Annotated in this window: 15 protein-coding genes and 1 tRNA gene; 7 read left to right on the top strand and 9 right to left on the bottom strand. The window is 57.5% G+C overall.

Annotated features, from left to right (window positions below):
* Window positions 1–36: 36 nt before the first annotated feature.
* The 6 genes from adk to GH659_RS03350 all read right to left on the bottom strand — a co-directional run bounded on the left by adk (window position 37) and on the right by GH659_RS03350 (window position 3,838).
* Entirely contained in the window at window positions 37–696 is a 660-nt protein-coding gene (gene adk, locus GH659_RS03375; protein WP_153109330.1) for an adenylate kinase, read from the bottom strand.
* Between the two features lie 84 nt (window positions 697–780).
* Complete coding sequence (kdsB, locus tag GH659_RS03370; protein ID WP_246167678.1) at window positions 781–1,557, bottom strand: 3-deoxy-manno-octulosonate cytidylyltransferase; 777 nt, start codon at window positions 1,555–1,557, stop codon at window positions 781–783.
* A 14-nt stretch (window positions 1,558–1,571) separates the two neighbouring features.
* Complete coding sequence (locus tag GH659_RS03365) at window positions 1,572–1,748, bottom strand: Trm112 family protein (protein WP_153109328.1); 177 nt, start codon at window positions 1,746–1,748, stop codon at window positions 1,572–1,574.
* Complete coding sequence (gene lpxK, locus GH659_RS03360; protein WP_246167675.1) at window positions 1,729–2,721, bottom strand: tetraacyldisaccharide 4'-kinase; 993 nt, start codon at window positions 2,719–2,721, stop codon at window positions 1,729–1,731. Before lpxK ends, GH659_RS03365 begins: the two co-directional genes overlap by 20 nt.
* A 76-nt stretch (window positions 2,722–2,797) precedes the next feature.
* Window positions 2,798–3,214: an ExbD/TolR family protein gene (locus tag GH659_RS03355; protein ID WP_153109452.1), complete on the bottom strand. Its 417-nt coding sequence runs from the start codon at window positions 3,212–3,214 to the stop codon at window positions 2,798–2,800.
* Between the two features lie 15 nt (window positions 3,215–3,229).
* On the bottom strand, window positions 3,230–3,838 hold the full coding sequence (locus GH659_RS03350; protein WP_153109326.1) for a MotA/TolQ/ExbB proton channel family protein: 609 nt from the start codon (window positions 3,836–3,838) through the stop codon (window positions 3,230–3,232).
* 374 nt (window positions 3,839–4,212) lie between these two features.
* On the opposite strand from GH659_RS03350, the gene xseA reads away from it, so the two are divergent.
* Both xseA and GH659_RS03340 read left to right on the top strand, forming a co-directional pair.
* A complete protein-coding gene (gene xseA, locus GH659_RS03345; protein WP_246167674.1) occupies window positions 4,213–5,523 on the top strand; it encodes an exodeoxyribonuclease VII large subunit in 1,311 nt (436 codons plus the stop codon).
* Between the two features lie 56 nt (window positions 5,524–5,579).
* Complete coding sequence (locus GH659_RS03340) at window positions 5,580–6,167, top strand: superoxide dismutase (protein WP_153109324.1); 588 nt, start codon at window positions 5,580–5,582, stop codon at window positions 6,165–6,167.
* An 88-nt stretch (window positions 6,168–6,255) separates the two neighbouring features.
* Here the strand turns inward: GH659_RS03340 and GH659_RS03335 are convergent, their stop codons facing one another.
* Both GH659_RS03335 and GH659_RS03330 read right to left on the bottom strand, forming a co-directional pair.
* The gene (locus GH659_RS03335; protein WP_153109323.1) at window positions 6,256–6,696 is read right to left on the bottom strand and encodes a hypothetical protein; all 441 of its coding nucleotides are present in this window, start codon (window positions 6,694–6,696) and stop codon (window positions 6,256–6,258) included.
* Window positions 6,697–6,899: 203 nt separating this feature from the next.
* Window positions 6,900–6,984 (bottom strand) — tRNA-Leu (locus GH659_RS03330).
* Window positions 6,985–7,072: 88 nt separating this feature from the next.
* On the opposite strand from GH659_RS03330, the gene queA reads away from it, so the two are divergent.
* The 5 genes from queA to secF all read left to right on the top strand — a co-directional run bounded on the left by queA (window position 7,073) and on the right by secF (window position 12,573).
* Complete coding sequence (gene queA, locus GH659_RS03325; RefSeq protein ID WP_153109322.1) at window positions 7,073–8,134, top strand: tRNA preQ1(34) S-adenosylmethionine ribosyltransferase-isomerase QueA; 1,062 nt, start codon at window positions 7,073–7,075, stop codon at window positions 8,132–8,134.
* Complete coding sequence (gene tgt, locus GH659_RS03320; RefSeq protein ID WP_153109321.1) at window positions 8,124–9,248, top strand: tRNA guanosine(34) transglycosylase Tgt; 1,125 nt, start codon at window positions 8,124–8,126, stop codon at window positions 9,246–9,248. Before queA ends, tgt begins: the two co-directional genes overlap by 11 nt.
* Window positions 9,249–9,309: 61 nt before the next feature.
* Window positions 9,310–9,639 (top strand): preprotein translocase subunit YajC, encoded by a 330-nt coding sequence (gene yajC / locus GH659_RS03315; protein WP_153109320.1) that lies wholly within the window; start codon window positions 9,310–9,312, stop codon window positions 9,637–9,639.
* 106 nt (window positions 9,640–9,745) lie between these two features.
* On the top strand, window positions 9,746–11,617 hold the full coding sequence (secD, locus tag GH659_RS03310; RefSeq protein WP_153109319.1) for a protein translocase subunit SecD: 1,872 nt from the start codon (window positions 9,746–9,748) through the stop codon (window positions 11,615–11,617).
* 11 nt (window positions 11,618–11,628) lie between these two features.
* On the top strand, window positions 11,629–12,573 hold the full coding sequence (gene secF, locus GH659_RS03305; RefSeq protein ID WP_153109318.1) for a protein translocase subunit SecF: 945 nt from the start codon (window positions 11,629–11,631) through the stop codon (window positions 12,571–12,573).
* 99 nt (window positions 12,574–12,672) lie between these two features.
* Here the strand turns inward: secF and GH659_RS03300 are convergent, their stop codons facing one another.
* A complete protein-coding gene (locus GH659_RS03300) occupies window positions 12,673–12,993 on the bottom strand; it encodes a DUF2322 family protein (protein WP_153109317.1) in 321 nt (106 codons plus the stop codon).
* Window positions 12,994–13,070: the final 77 nt, after the last annotated feature.

Below are 13,070 nucleotides of genomic sequence, written 5' to 3'. Positions count from 1 at the left end.
GGCCTCTTTATGGAGAGCGGCCCGCAGACAGTCTAATTACGCACTTTCCAGAGCTGCAAAAATTGCTCGGCTAATCTCATCCAGACCACCAACCCCGGCAACCTTTCGATACTTGGGCGCCTTGGCCTCGCCGGTCGCGAACCAGCCCGAGTAATAATCGACGAGCGGCTTGGTTTGCGCGTGATAAACGTTCAGACGGCTGATAACCGTTTCTTCCTTGTCGTCATCGCGCTGAACCAATGGGTCCCCCGTCAAATCGTCCACACCCTCGACCTTCGGGGGGTTGTATTTGACGTGATACGTTCTGCCTGAAGCCGGGTGAACACGGCGCCCGGCCATGCGCTCGACAATTTCTTCATCAGGAACATCGATCTCGACCACAAAATCCAGATCGACCCCATTCGCCCGCATCGCATCTGCCTGCGGAATCGTGCGCGGGAAGCCGTCGAACAGGCACCCTGCCTTGCAATCGTCCTGCTTAAGGCGATCGAGCACCAGGCCGATAATGATGTCGTCAGAAACCAGCCCGCCGGCGTCGATTACCTTCTTCGCCTCGATGCCAAGCGGTGTTCCCGCCTTGATCGCGGCACGGAGCATGTCACCGGTCGAAATTTGCGGAATTCCAAATTTCTCGCAAATAAACTTCGCCTGTGTTCCTTTACCGGCCCCAGGTGGTCCAAGCAGAACTAACCTCATTATTTTCTTCCTCGAAAGTTCGAACGTATGGTTTCAACAAACCGCTGGACACCCTTGCCTCCGCCTGATGCCCAAACGGCAAAATCAAATCGCTATATTTTTCCCTGTAAATACTGCCTGCATGAGGCGAGCGTCGTCGGGCGTATCCACCCCTTGTTTCGGGGCCATGTCGGAAATGAACACACTGATCCGGTAACCGTGCCAAAGGGCACGCAACTGCTCGAGCGCTTCAAAGATTTCGAGCGGCGACTGTGCCAATCCGGCATAGGCGCGCAGGAAACGAGCCCGGTAGGCATAAAGGCCAACGTGCCTGAACGCGGGTAGTCCGTTCGGCAGAACATCCTTGCCTCGCTCCCCGGCGAATTGATCGCGCGCATAAGGTATCGGAGCGCGGGAGAAATAGAGCGCATCGCCATCGGCCTTGCAAACAACCTTGACGACATTGGGATTGAAAAAATCGGCAACATCCTCAATCGGATGTGCGACGGTGGCGATATCGGCACCGCTCGCCGCAAGTTGCTTCGCCGTCTGGGCAATCAACGCCGGATCAATCAACGGCTCGTCGCCCTGGACGTTGACGACGATCACGTCATCGCCCCACCCGAGCTTTTCGACAACCTCTGCCAAGCGATCCGTGCCGCTGGCATGGTCGACGCGCGTTTCAAGGACCCGAATCCCATGAAGGCTGGCCGCCTCGATCACGTCGGTGTGATCAGCCGCCACCCACACCTCACTGGCACCGGAAAGCAGCGCCCGCTCGGCAACTCGAACCACCATCGGCTTCCCGCCGAGATCAAGCAGCGGCTTGGCCGGCAACCTTGACGACGCATGGCGTGCGGGAATAACGATCTTGAAATCCATCGGCACCTCCCGCATCATTTTTCGTCGAGAGTCAGTCTGCGCGCCTCGTCTTCAAGCAGGATGGGAATATCATCACGAACAGGATAAGCAAGTTTGCAGGGATTGCAGACCAACTCCTGTTCGGCCTTGCGATACTCAAGACTGGCTTTGCAAACCGGACAGACCAGAATATCAAGCAAGCGAGCGTCCATTAAGCTTCTCCAGAATTGTTTGCAACAAGGTCTTGCCGTCGCGACCAGCGTCGATCCGTGCCTCAACTGGCAGCACCCACGCTTCGCCCACGGCGAAAGAGGGGCATTTTACCGCATCTTTCTCCGTCATCAGAATCACACCCTGCTGTGCCCATGCAAAATCCTCGGCAACGTAGGCATGATGATCAGGAAAAGGATGCGCCTCGAAACAGATCTTGAGCGATTCCAACTGAGCAAAAAAACGGGACGGATCACCAATGCCGGCGACCGCATAGACCGGTCGCCCTTGAAAGGCATCCGGTGCGCAAAAACATGACGCATCGCGCAAGGATCTAAAACGGTCGCCAGTCAAATGCATCGCGAACTGGGGCACGACCTCTCCGAACAACGACCGGCCGGCGCTTAGCCCGCCGTTCCAGACAATCGCCGTCACGCCCCTGGCTCGCCGGAGCGGCTCACGCAACGGCCCGGCGGGCAATAACTGGGAATTGCCCGCGCCACGACCGTCGAAAAGGACAATCTCGACATCCCTGCGCAGGCGATAGTGCTGAAGCCCATCGTCGGAGATGACAACATTGCACTCGGGGTGAGCAGAAACCAATGCTTGACCAGCCGCCACGCGGTCACGCCCGACAAAAACCGGCACGCCACTCTTCTTGGCCAACAACAGCGGCTCATCGCCAACAACTCTGCTGTCGCTCTCGACCGTAACCTCGCAAACACCTTCAACCGCACCACCATACCCCCGGCTGATGATACCGGGCTTCCAACCGCATTCGCGAAGTTGCTCGACGAGCCAAAGCACAAATGGGGTTTTACCAGCGCCGCCCACGGTCAGATTGCCGACAACGACAACCGGAACCGACAGTGACTCGGAGGCAAGCACTCCCGCCGCAAACAACGCCCGTCGAATCGATACGACGAGACGGTACAGCCAGGAGAGAGGCAACAACGGGATAAGCTGCAGGGCCAATTCGCGCCTGAACCACAAGCGCGGCAGGCACCGGGCAAGGCCACGAGGACGCATTACGTTTCCTGGCGTCGAACGTTCATTTTGGCGCTTGCGTCGCGAAGGAAATATGGGGATACCCCGCCAACTGGGCGGCTTGCATGATATCGACGACGCTTTGGTGCGTCGCCTTGGCATCGGCGTTAATAACGATTATCGGCTCTTTGTTTTCGCCAGCAGCGCGACGAAGGGCGTCACTGATCGACTTAACATCCGCCGTGACAAGCGGCGCCTGATTAACAAGAACCTGACCAGAAGACGCCACGGCCACATTGATTTCGTTCGGTTGCTCATCCTGTTTGCTGGCATCGGCCGTTGGCAGATTGATTTCCAGCCCGGAAAATTTCGCATACGTCGTGGTCAACATCAGAAAGATGATGATTACGAGCAGAACATCGATCAATGGAATCAGGTTGATTTCCGGCTCGTCATTACTGCGGCCGCGCTGAAAATTCATCACTTCAACGACTCCTTAGGCCTTCCGCGCACCCTGCAAAACCTCGACGAGGTGGATGGCTTGCTGCTGCATCTCGACGACGAAGCTATTCACCAATGCACGGAAATGGCGCCAGAAAATCATGCTCGGGATTGCGATGATCAGACCGAACCCGGTGTTATAGAGAGCCACGGAAATACCATGGGCCAGCTGCAGCGGGTTGGCCCCACTCGGCGACTGCGAGCCAAAAATCTCGATCATCCCCACCACAGTACCGAGCAGCCCCATCAACGGGCTGATGGAGGCAATCGTGCCGAGCGTCGTCAAATAGCGCTCCAACCCGTGCGCGACCACGCCGCCAGTCTCCTCAATCGACTCTCGCATGATCTCGCGCGAACTGCCGACGTTCCGAAGCCCCGCTGCAAGAACCTGTCCCAGCGGGGACTGCTTTTCAAGATTCGCAAGCATTGACTCGTTCACGCCCTGCTGGCGATATTCGGCGATTACCCGCTGAAGAAGGCCATCAGGTAAAACCTTTGCGCGACGCAATGTCATCAGGCGCTCGATGATTAAAGCGACAGAAATAATCGACGCAAACAACAAAGGCCAAATGGGCCAGCCAGCCGCCAAAATGATCGAGAACACGCTCTTACCCCATAAAAATCCAGCCGCTAACTCTAGCCTGTCGATCAACTCACGACAAGCCCTAGACAAAAGTCATAAGAACGCCTTCTCCACAAAATCTGTGGATAACATTGTGAATTAACCTTTGAAGATCGTTCTAAACTCCATCCCTGCAAGGCTTTTTTACACTTTGCCAATTTAAAAGGCGAAACCGATTTTCCTTATAAATCAATCATCTAAAAAACCCGCCAATCAAACACCGCACCCGCGCCAACAAAGCTTCGAAAACCAAGAAAGATGTGCATGATTTGGCAAGACTGTAAAATCGCCGCATGACAACGAACACCTTCCCAGACGAGCGCCAAACACCTTTGATAGCGGTGATGCCGGTCTCGATGCTGAACAGGCTTGTGCGCGAACGGCTCGAATCTGCCTTCCCGCTTTGCTGGGTATCGGGCGAAATTTCCAACCTCGTCCTTGCAGCCTCCGGACACGCCTATTTCACGCTGAAAGACGCCAGTGCGCAGGTACGCTGCGTGATGTTTCGCAGCCGCGTCCAACTGTTGGGATGGCGGCTAGAAAACGGGCAAAAAATCGAGGCTCGCACGCTCGTTACGCTTTACGAAGCACGTGGAGATTTTCAACTGAACGTTGAGACGGCCCGCAAGGCGGGAATCGGCAATCTGTATGAACAATTTCTTCGCCGCAAGGAAAAACTCGAAAGGGAAGGACTTTTCGCCAACGAATCGAAACGCTCCTTGCCCCGGTTTCCACGCCGAATCGGCATCATTTCCTCGCCACAGGCGGCCGCCCTGCGCGACGTGCTGATCACGCTGACCCGTCGCGCACCGCAGGTAAGCGCCATCCTCTACCCCACGCCAGTTCAGGGCGAAGGCGCAGGCGACCAGATCGCAACAGCCCTGCAAACAGCCAGTCGGCGCGGCGAATGCGACGTAGTCATTGTCTGCCGTGGGGGAGGCAGCCTTGAAGACCTATGGGCATTCAATGAGGAAGTGGTGGCTCGCGCCATTCGCGCCAGCACCGTACCCGTCATTACCGGCATCGGCCACGAAACCGACTTCACCATCGCCGATTTTGCCGCCGACCAGCGTGCGCCCACGCCGACAGCCGGCGCAGAGATCGCCGCACCACAGCGCCGGCAACTTCTGGAAAACCTCACCGCCTACCGGGACGCGATGACGCGCCGCACCGAACAAGGCTTTGAACGCCGATATCAACAACTCGACTGGCTCAGCAGCCGGCTGAAGCACCCATCGGAACGCCTTGCGCTGCAACGCGGCAATCTGGACCATCTGCGGCGCCGCCTCGCAAGCTGCACAACGCAAGCGGTTATGCAGCAACACAACACACTTGTCGGCCTGAAACAGCGCCTACTGGCAGCACGCCCGGAGATCATCACGGCGGCACACCACCTTGAAGTTCTCGCAAGCCGCCTGCAGGGTGAATGGCAAAAGACGCTGAATACAAAATCCATCAGCGTTGGCCGCCTCGCCGACAGCCTTGAACACCTGAATCCCCGCTCCGTGCTGGCCAGAGGGTACAGCATCGTCAGCGATAAAGAAGGCGCCATCCTGAGAGATTGTCGTTCGCTGGAACCAAATGCCCCGATCACTGTCTTTTTTCACCGTGGCCGCGCCGATGCGCGTGTAACATCGGTGACCGACGATCCGGCCGACGTCATTTAGCCTGATTTGCAGCCCCCGCCAGAAACACCAACCAACACATTCGCCAAGGAGAAAAAATGGAACACACACTGCCGAAGCTTCCTTTTGCCATGGACGCCCTGGTTCCGCACATATCCCAGGAAACCTTCGAATACCATTACGCCAAGCACCATCAGGCCTACGTCACCAACCTGAACAATCTGATCAAGGGTACCGAGTACGAAAACCTTGATCTCGAAGCCATCGTCAAAAAGGCTCCGGCCGGCGGCGTATACAACAACGCAGCACAGGTCTGGAACCACACGTTCTTCTGGAACTGCCTAAAGCCGAACGGCGGTGGCGCGCCCACAGGAGCGCTTGCCGAGGCAATCAACAAGAAATGGGGCTCTTTCGACGAATTCAAGAAAGCCTTCGTGAATTCAGCGGTTGGCAATTTCGGCTCCGGCTGGACCTGGCTGGTGAAAAAGGCGGACGGATCGGTGGATATCGTCAACATGGGCCCGGCCGGCACCCCGCTCACAACGGGCGACAAGGCTCTGCTTACGGTCGACGTATGGGAACACGCTTACTACATCGACTACCGCAACCTGCGCCCGAAGTTTGTTGAAACTTTCCTCAACAATCTTGCCAACTGGGCCTTTGCAGAGCAGAACTACGCCGCCTGAAATCAACGTGCTTAAACAAAAACGGCAGCCAATCGCGGCTGCCGTTTTTGTTTCTTTTTATGCCTCAACAAAAAGGAGGAACATCAAGCTATCGCTGCAATAGCTTGATCCAGACAAACAAGGTCTGCCCCTGCGACTCTGCAAGCTGCGCCAAATCAGCCAGCGCCATCAGAAACGATAGAACCTCTTCCGGATCGCCTTCATCGTTCTCATAGACCTCGGCCGCTGACAATTCCTCGGCCACATTCTCCAGCGCCTCTTCGTCCATCTGTGCCAACGCTTCGAACAAAGCGTCATGGATTCGCAAAACGAGGATTTCCTCGTCATCACCCGCCACGAAAACCGGTTCGTAAAATTCAAGCGCCATCTGCAGCGAGTCCCCGGTCAACACGGCGTGCAACGTCGCCACTCTCGACGTATCCAGGCCGGGCGATTCGATGCCGCTCCATTCGTGCAACGGGGAATTGGAAACACCAATAGCAGGAAATTCATCCTCTTCCGCCGCAACGATACAGGTCAAAAATTCCATGCTGTCTCCGAATGTCTTGTAACGCCAATGTGCATGGCACGACGGATAGCCGCCAGGACGAGCAACGCTCCGGAGGGAAAAGACGCCCCTGGGCGAGCTCGAAAAGGCCAGACCTGCACTGACAGCCAAGCTTCTCTACAAAGCCAAAAGCGGCACATGTGTATAATTCGCCGCTTTCATGACTGCCTGACTTTTGGGGATTTTGGTGCCGAGAGAGGGACTCGAACCCTCACGTTTTTCAACGGCGGATTTTGAATCCGCTGCGTCTACCGATTCCGCCACCTCGGCCAAGGTTCGCAAGAAGCGAACCGAAGGAGGCCGAATTATCTCTGATTTAGACATAACCGACAAGCCCACTTGGCTGACTTTTTATCAAATGCTGACTCTCGACGATTTTGACTTTCACCTTCCCGACGAACTCATCGCCCAACACCCGGCCTCCGAGCGTACCGCCAGCCGGCTATTGCACGTCGAAAAGACAAGCTTGACCGACCGCACCTTTTCCGACCTGCCAAGGCTGATTCAACCGGGCGACCTGCTCGTCTTCAACGACACGAAAGTCATCAAGGCCCGCCTGTTTGGGCAAAAGGAAAGCGGCGGCCAGATCGAGGTGATGATCGAGCGCATCGTTGACCGACACCATGCCGTCGCCCAGATCCGCGCCAGCAAGTCACCCAAGCCGGGCAGCCGGATCGTTCTGGAAAATGCCTTCCAGCTCAAGATCACCGGCCGTACCGGTGAACACGCCGAATTCTTTGCCCTTGAACTCGAAGACGCGAGTGACGGCGATCTGTATGCCCTGACCGAAAAGCACGGCCGCCTGCCGCTGCCGCCCTATATCACCCATGCGGCCGAAATCGACGACGAATCCCGTTATCAAACGGTCTTTGCCCGCCAAAGCGGCGCCGTTGCCGCACCGACCGCCGGCCTGCACTTCGACGACTCCATGCTGGCCAAGCTCAGGGAGCGTGGCGCCGAACTCGCTTGGCTGACCCTGCACGTCGGCGCCGGCACCTTCCAGCCGGTGCGCGTGCATAACCTCGCCGAGCACCGCATGCATTCCGAACGCTTCGACATCCCGGCGGCGACCCTCGAAGCCATCCAACAAACGCGGGACCGCGGCGGCCGCGTGATCGCCGTCGGCACGACCAGTCTGCGCGCGCTTGAGGCAGCGGCCCAAAGCGGAGAACTGCGCGCCGGTCCCGCCGAGACCGACATTTTCATTACCCCCGGTTACGAATTCCGGGTTGTCGACCGGCTGATCACCAACTTCCACTTACCGAAGTCGACGTTGCTAATGCTCGTCTCTGCCTTTGCCGGATGCGATACCATACGCGCCGCCTATCGTCATGCCGTCGAACAGCGCTATCGTTTTTTCAGCTACGGCGACGCCATGCTGCTCGAAAAGAACACAGAAAGAACCTCCAATGCAGTTTGAACTTCTCACAACCGACGGCAGTGCACGCCGCGGCCGTCTAACCCTCGCCCATGGCGTTGTCGAAACGCCCGTATTCATGCCGGTCGGCACCTACGGCACGGTCAAGGCAATGACGCCGCGCGACCTCAATGAAATCGGCGCACAAATCTGTCTCGGCAACACGTTTCACCTCTGGCTCCGCCCCGGGCTGGAAGTCATCGCCGCGCATGGCGGACTGCACCGATTCATGGGCTGGGACAAGCCGATCCTGACCGATTCGGGCGGCTTTCAGGTCTTCTCGCTCGGCGCGCTGCGCAAGATCACCGAGGAAGGCGTCAAATTTTCCTCGCCGATCAACGGCGACAAATTGTTCCTGACACCCGAAGAGTCGATGCGCATCCAGCACACGCTGAATTCGGACATCGTGATGATCTTCGACGAATGCACGCCGTACCCGGCGAGCGTCGACGAGGCTGCAAAGTCAATGCGGCTTTCCTTGCGCTGGGCGAAGCGCTCGCGCGACGAGCACGACAAGCTCGGCAACGCCAATGCCCTGTTCGGTATCGTGCAAGGCGGCATGTACGAAGAGCTACGCGACGAATCGCTGGCCGGCCTCAATGACATCGGTTTCGACGGCATGGCCATCGGCGGCCTGTCGGTCGGCGAACCCAAGGAAGATATGGCGCGCATTCTTGCCCACACGGCACCGCGTCTGCCTACGCACAAGCCGCGCTATCTGATGGGAGTCGGCACGCCGGAAGACCTCGTTGCCGCCGTGCAGGCCGGCATCGACATGTTCGATTGCGTCATGCCTACCCGCAACGCACGCAACGGCCACCTCTTTACCCGTTACGGCGACATCCGCATCAAGAACACGCAATACAAGAACGACCTGCGTCCACTCGACGAATCGTGCGACTGCTATACCTGCCGCAACTTCACCCGCGCCTACCTGCACCATTTGTTCCGTGTCGGCGAAATCCTTGGGGCACAACTGAACACCATCCACAACCTGCACTACTACCAGACGCTGATGCGCGAACTGCGCGCTGCCATTGGCGCAGGCAAGCTGCCGGAACTAGTAGCCGACTTCCATGCCCGACGCCAGGAAACGGCGGGGCCAAAACTGCGGTGATACAATAGCCCGCTCTTTTTTCGCTGTTTTTATAACTATTCAATCCCCCAAGGAGACAAACGTGCTGATCAGCAATGCCTTTGCCCAAACCGCAGCCGCCGCAGCCAGCCCGACGGACAGCGTCATGCAGTTCCTGCCGATCATTCTGATGTTCATCGTGTTGTATTTCATCATGATCCGGCCGCAGCAAAAGAAAGCCAAAGAGCACAAGGCGATGATCGACGCAATCACCAAAGGCGATGAAGTAGTCACGCAAGGCGGCCTGGCTGGCCGTGTCGCCAAGGTCGGTGAGGAATATGTGACGATCGAGATCGCCCAGAACGTCGAAGTTCAGATCCAGAAGGGTGCGATCGGCCTCGTTCTCCCCAAGGGAACGCTCAAGAGCCTGTAACAAACACCCAGCGCGGGGCAATCGCCGGCAAACCGGCCCGCCCCCGCCCCATGCCGGCGCCCATTGTTGCCGACTTCGAATTTCTTAATCACCTCTCGCGACCTTCATGAACCGCTACCCGCTCTGGAAATACGTCATCGTCGCTTTCTCGCTGCTGGTCGGCTTGCTGTATACGTTGCCAAATTTCTTTGGTGAATCGCCCGCCGTCCAGGTTTCAAGCGCAAAAGCCACGCTCAAAACAGATACCAAGACCTTGGAGCGCGTCGAGAACACGCTCAAAACGGCCAACATCGAAAGCAACGGCATCTTCCTTGACACGAATGGCGTAAAAGTCCGCCTTAAGGATACCGACACCCAACTCAAGGTGAAGGACCTGCTCGAAAAGCAATTCAACCCTGACGCCAGCGATCCTCAATACGTCGTTGCGCTCAACCTGCTTTCCAGCTCGCCACAATGGCTCACCAGCATGGGCGCCCTGCCGATGTATCTTGGTCTCGACCTGCGCGGCGGCGTCCACTTCCTGCTCGAGGTGGACATGAAAGGCGCGCTGACCAAGCGCCTCGATTCGACTGCTGCTGATCTGCGCAGCCTGTTCCGCGACAAGAACGTTCGACACGGCGGCATCAACCGTGAAGGCGAACGCATTTCCATCCGTTTCCGCGACGAAGAAACACGGACCAAAGCACGCAATGCGTTGCAGGACAACCAGCCAGACCTGACGCTGATCGAGCAAGGCGAAGGCAGCGACCTCAAGCTGGTCGCCACACTCAAGCCGACGGCAGTCAAAAAGATCCAGGAATTTGCCATCAAGCAGAACATGGGCACCCTGCATAACCGGATCAACGAACTTGGCGTTGCCGAACCGGTCATTGCCCAACAGGGCGCCGACCGCATCGTCGTGCAACTGCCGGGGGTGCAGGACACCGCCAAGGCGAAAGACATTCTCGGCCGTACCGCCACCCTTGAAATCCGCATGGTCGACGACACGGCAGGAGCACTGGAAGCCGCAATGGCGGGCCAAGTGCCGTTTGGCACGGAACTTTACGTCGAACGCGGAGGGCGCCCGCTTCTCGTCAAGAAGCAGGTTCTGCTGACCGGCGACCGGTTGACCGACGCGCAACCCGGCTTCGATAGCCAAACGCACGAACCCGCTGTCCACCTGTCACTCGACTCGACTGGCTCGCGCATTTTCAAGGAACTGACGCGTGACAACGTCGGCAAGCGCATGGCCATTCTGCTCATTGAAAAAGGCAAGGGCGAAGTGGTCACAGCCCCCGTCATCCGCACTGAAATCGGTGGCGGCCGCGTCCAGATCTCAGGCTCTATGAACACCGTGGAAGCCAACGACACCGCCCTGCTGTTGCGCGCCGGCTCGCTGGCAGCGCCGATGGAAATCATCGAAGAGCGGACGATCGGACCGAGCCTCGGCGCCGACAACATCACGAAAGGCTTCCACTCGACGATGTGGGGCTTTGCCGCCATCTCCGTGTTCATGATCGCCTACTACATGCTGTTCGGTCTCATCTCGGTAACGGCGCTGGCCTCCAACCTCCTCTTCCTCGTTGCCCTGCTCTCCTTGCTGCAGGCCACGCTGACGTTGCCGGGGATTGCGGCTATCGCGCTGACGCTCGGCATGGCGATCGACTCCAACGTGCTGATCAACGAGCGCATCCGGGAGGAACTGCGTAACGGCGCGTCGCCACAGGCCGCCATTCGCGGCGGTTACGAGCACGCCTTTGACACGATTCTCGACTCGAACATCACGACACTGATCGCAGGCGTTGCGTTGCTGATCTTTGGCTCCGGCCCGGTACGCGGATTTGCCGTCGTGCATTGCCTTGGCATCCTGACATCGTTCTTCTCGGCCGTTGTCGTGTCCCGCGCACTGGTTAATCTGGTCTACGGAGGCCGCAAGATTCAGTCGCTATCGATCGGTCAGATCTGGAAGCCGGGCAACAGTACCGTTGCCTCGAAATAAGGAAGAGCACCATGGAATTTTTCCGCATCAAGAAAGACATCCCCTTCATGCGCCATGCGCTGGTATTCAACGTCATCTCGTTGATTACCTTCCTGTTGGCGGTTTTCTTCCTTTTCAGCCGCGGCTTGCATCTCTCGGTCGAGTTTACCGGCGGCACCCTGATCGAGGTCGCCTACACGCAAGCGGCTGACCTCGGGAAAATCCGGGAAGGCTTGGGCAAAGCCGGCTATACGGACATCGCCGTGCAGAACTTCGGCTCCAGCCAGGACGTGATGATCCGGTTACCGCTCAAGGAAGAACAGAGCTCGGCCAAGATCGGTGAATCCGTCATGGAGGTGCTGAATGCAGAAGCACCAGGTGCCACGTTACGCCGCGTCGAATTCGTCGGCCCGCAGGTCGGCAAGGAACTCGCCGAAAACGGTTCGCTTGCCCTGCTGCTCGTCATCCTTGGTATCGTGCTGTATCTTGCCATGCGTTTCGAGTGGCGCTTCTCGGTTTCAGCCATCATTGCCAACCTGCACGACGTCATCATCATTCTGGGATTCTTCGCCTTCTTCCAGTGGGAATTCTCGCTCTCGGTGCTGGCCGCCGTACTGGCCGTGCTCGGCTATTCAGTCAACGAATCGGTGGTCGTCTTCGACCGCGTCCGCGAGACATTCAAGAAAGTCCGCGGCCTGACCACCCCGCAAGTGCTCGACCACGCCATCACCACCACCATTTCCCGCACCATCATCACCCACGGCAGCACGCAACTGATGGTGTTGTCGATGCTGATCTTCGGCGGCGAAACCTTGCATTATTTCTCGCTCGCTCTGACCATCGGCATTTGCTTCGGCATCTACTCGTCGGTCCTGGTGGCCAGCCCGCTGGTGATGTGGCTTGGTGTCTCGCGTGAGCACTTCGTCAAGCCGAAGAAACAGATTGAAGGCGCCAACGAAGAAGGTGCGGTTGTCTAAACGCTGATAAACCGGCAACTACAAAAAACGGCATGGCCACCTTTCGGTCCCATGCCGTTTTTGCGTCGACAAACGGCTTAACGCCGGCCTTAACGCCGATCAGACGGCAAAGACGTGCTTGATGCGCAAGGTCCTGTTTTCTTCGACCAACTTGAACAGGCGATCAATATTCGGATGCTTGCCCGGATTGGCGCGGGCATCTTCGGTATGCTCGGCATAAAGCTCCAAACCTTTCCTTGCCGCATCCGGCGTAATCGCGCCATACGTTTGCGCAAGATGATTGAATACGGCCAATGAACCTTGGCTACCCGCCTTGTTCTCAATCGTCGCCACCACGTTACCTTCGGTATCGAGCAGATTGATGGCAGCCAGATGCGAGATACCCGGCATTTTCTTCAAGTTATCGACAAATCGCGTCATGGAACAATCCTCCGAAATAGCACGCGTGTTACCAATAACAAACGCTGGATCGTCCAGATACCGGACACGATCCAGCG

The sequence above is a fragment of the Propionivibrio limicola genome (assembly GCF_009469695.1).
GTDB lineage: Bacteria > Pseudomonadota > Gammaproteobacteria > Burkholderiales > Rhodocyclaceae > Propionivibrio > Propionivibrio limicola.
This window is presented reverse-complemented; position numbering and strand designations above follow the sequence as displayed.

Coding starts and splice junctions, on each gene's coding strand:
- adk (WP_153109330.1), bottom strand. CDS start 696: ATGAGGTTAGTTCTGCTTGGACCACCTGGGGCCGGTAAAGGAACACAG.
- kdsB (WP_246167678.1), bottom strand. CDS start 1,557: ATGGATTTCAAGATCGTTATTCCCGCACGCCATGCGTCGTCAAGGTTG.
- GH659_RS03365 (WP_153109328.1), bottom strand. CDS start 1,748: ATGGACGCTCGCTTGCTTGATATTCTGGTCTGTCCGGTTTGCAAAGCC.
- GH659_RS03355 (WP_153109452.1), bottom strand. CDS start 3,214: ATGAATTTTCAGCGCGGCCGCAGTAATGACGAGCCGGAAATCAACCTG.
- xseA (WP_246167674.1), top strand. CDS start 4,213: ATGCTGAACAGGCTTGTGCGCGAACGGCTCGAATCTGCCTTCCCGCTT.
- GH659_RS03340 (WP_153109324.1), top strand. CDS start 5,580: ATGGAACACACACTGCCGAAGCTTCCTTTTGCCATGGACGCCCTGGTT.
- GH659_RS03335 (WP_153109323.1), bottom strand. CDS start 6,696: ATGGAATTTTTGACCTGTATCGTTGCGGCGGAAGAGGATGAATTTCCT.
- queA (WP_153109322.1), top strand. CDS start 7,073: ATGCTGACTCTCGACGATTTTGACTTTCACCTTCCCGACGAACTCATC.
- tgt (WP_153109321.1), top strand. CDS start 8,124: ATGCAGTTTGAACTTCTCACAACCGACGGCAGTGCACGCCGCGGCCGT.
- secD (WP_153109319.1), top strand. CDS start 9,746: ATGAACCGCTACCCGCTCTGGAAATACGTCATCGTCGCTTTCTCGCTG.
- secF (WP_153109318.1), top strand. CDS start 11,629: ATGGAATTTTTCCGCATCAAGAAAGACATCCCCTTCATGCGCCATGCG.
- GH659_RS03300 (WP_153109317.1), bottom strand. CDS start 12,993: ATGACGCGATTTGTCGATAACTTGAAGAAAATGCCGGGTATCTCGCAT.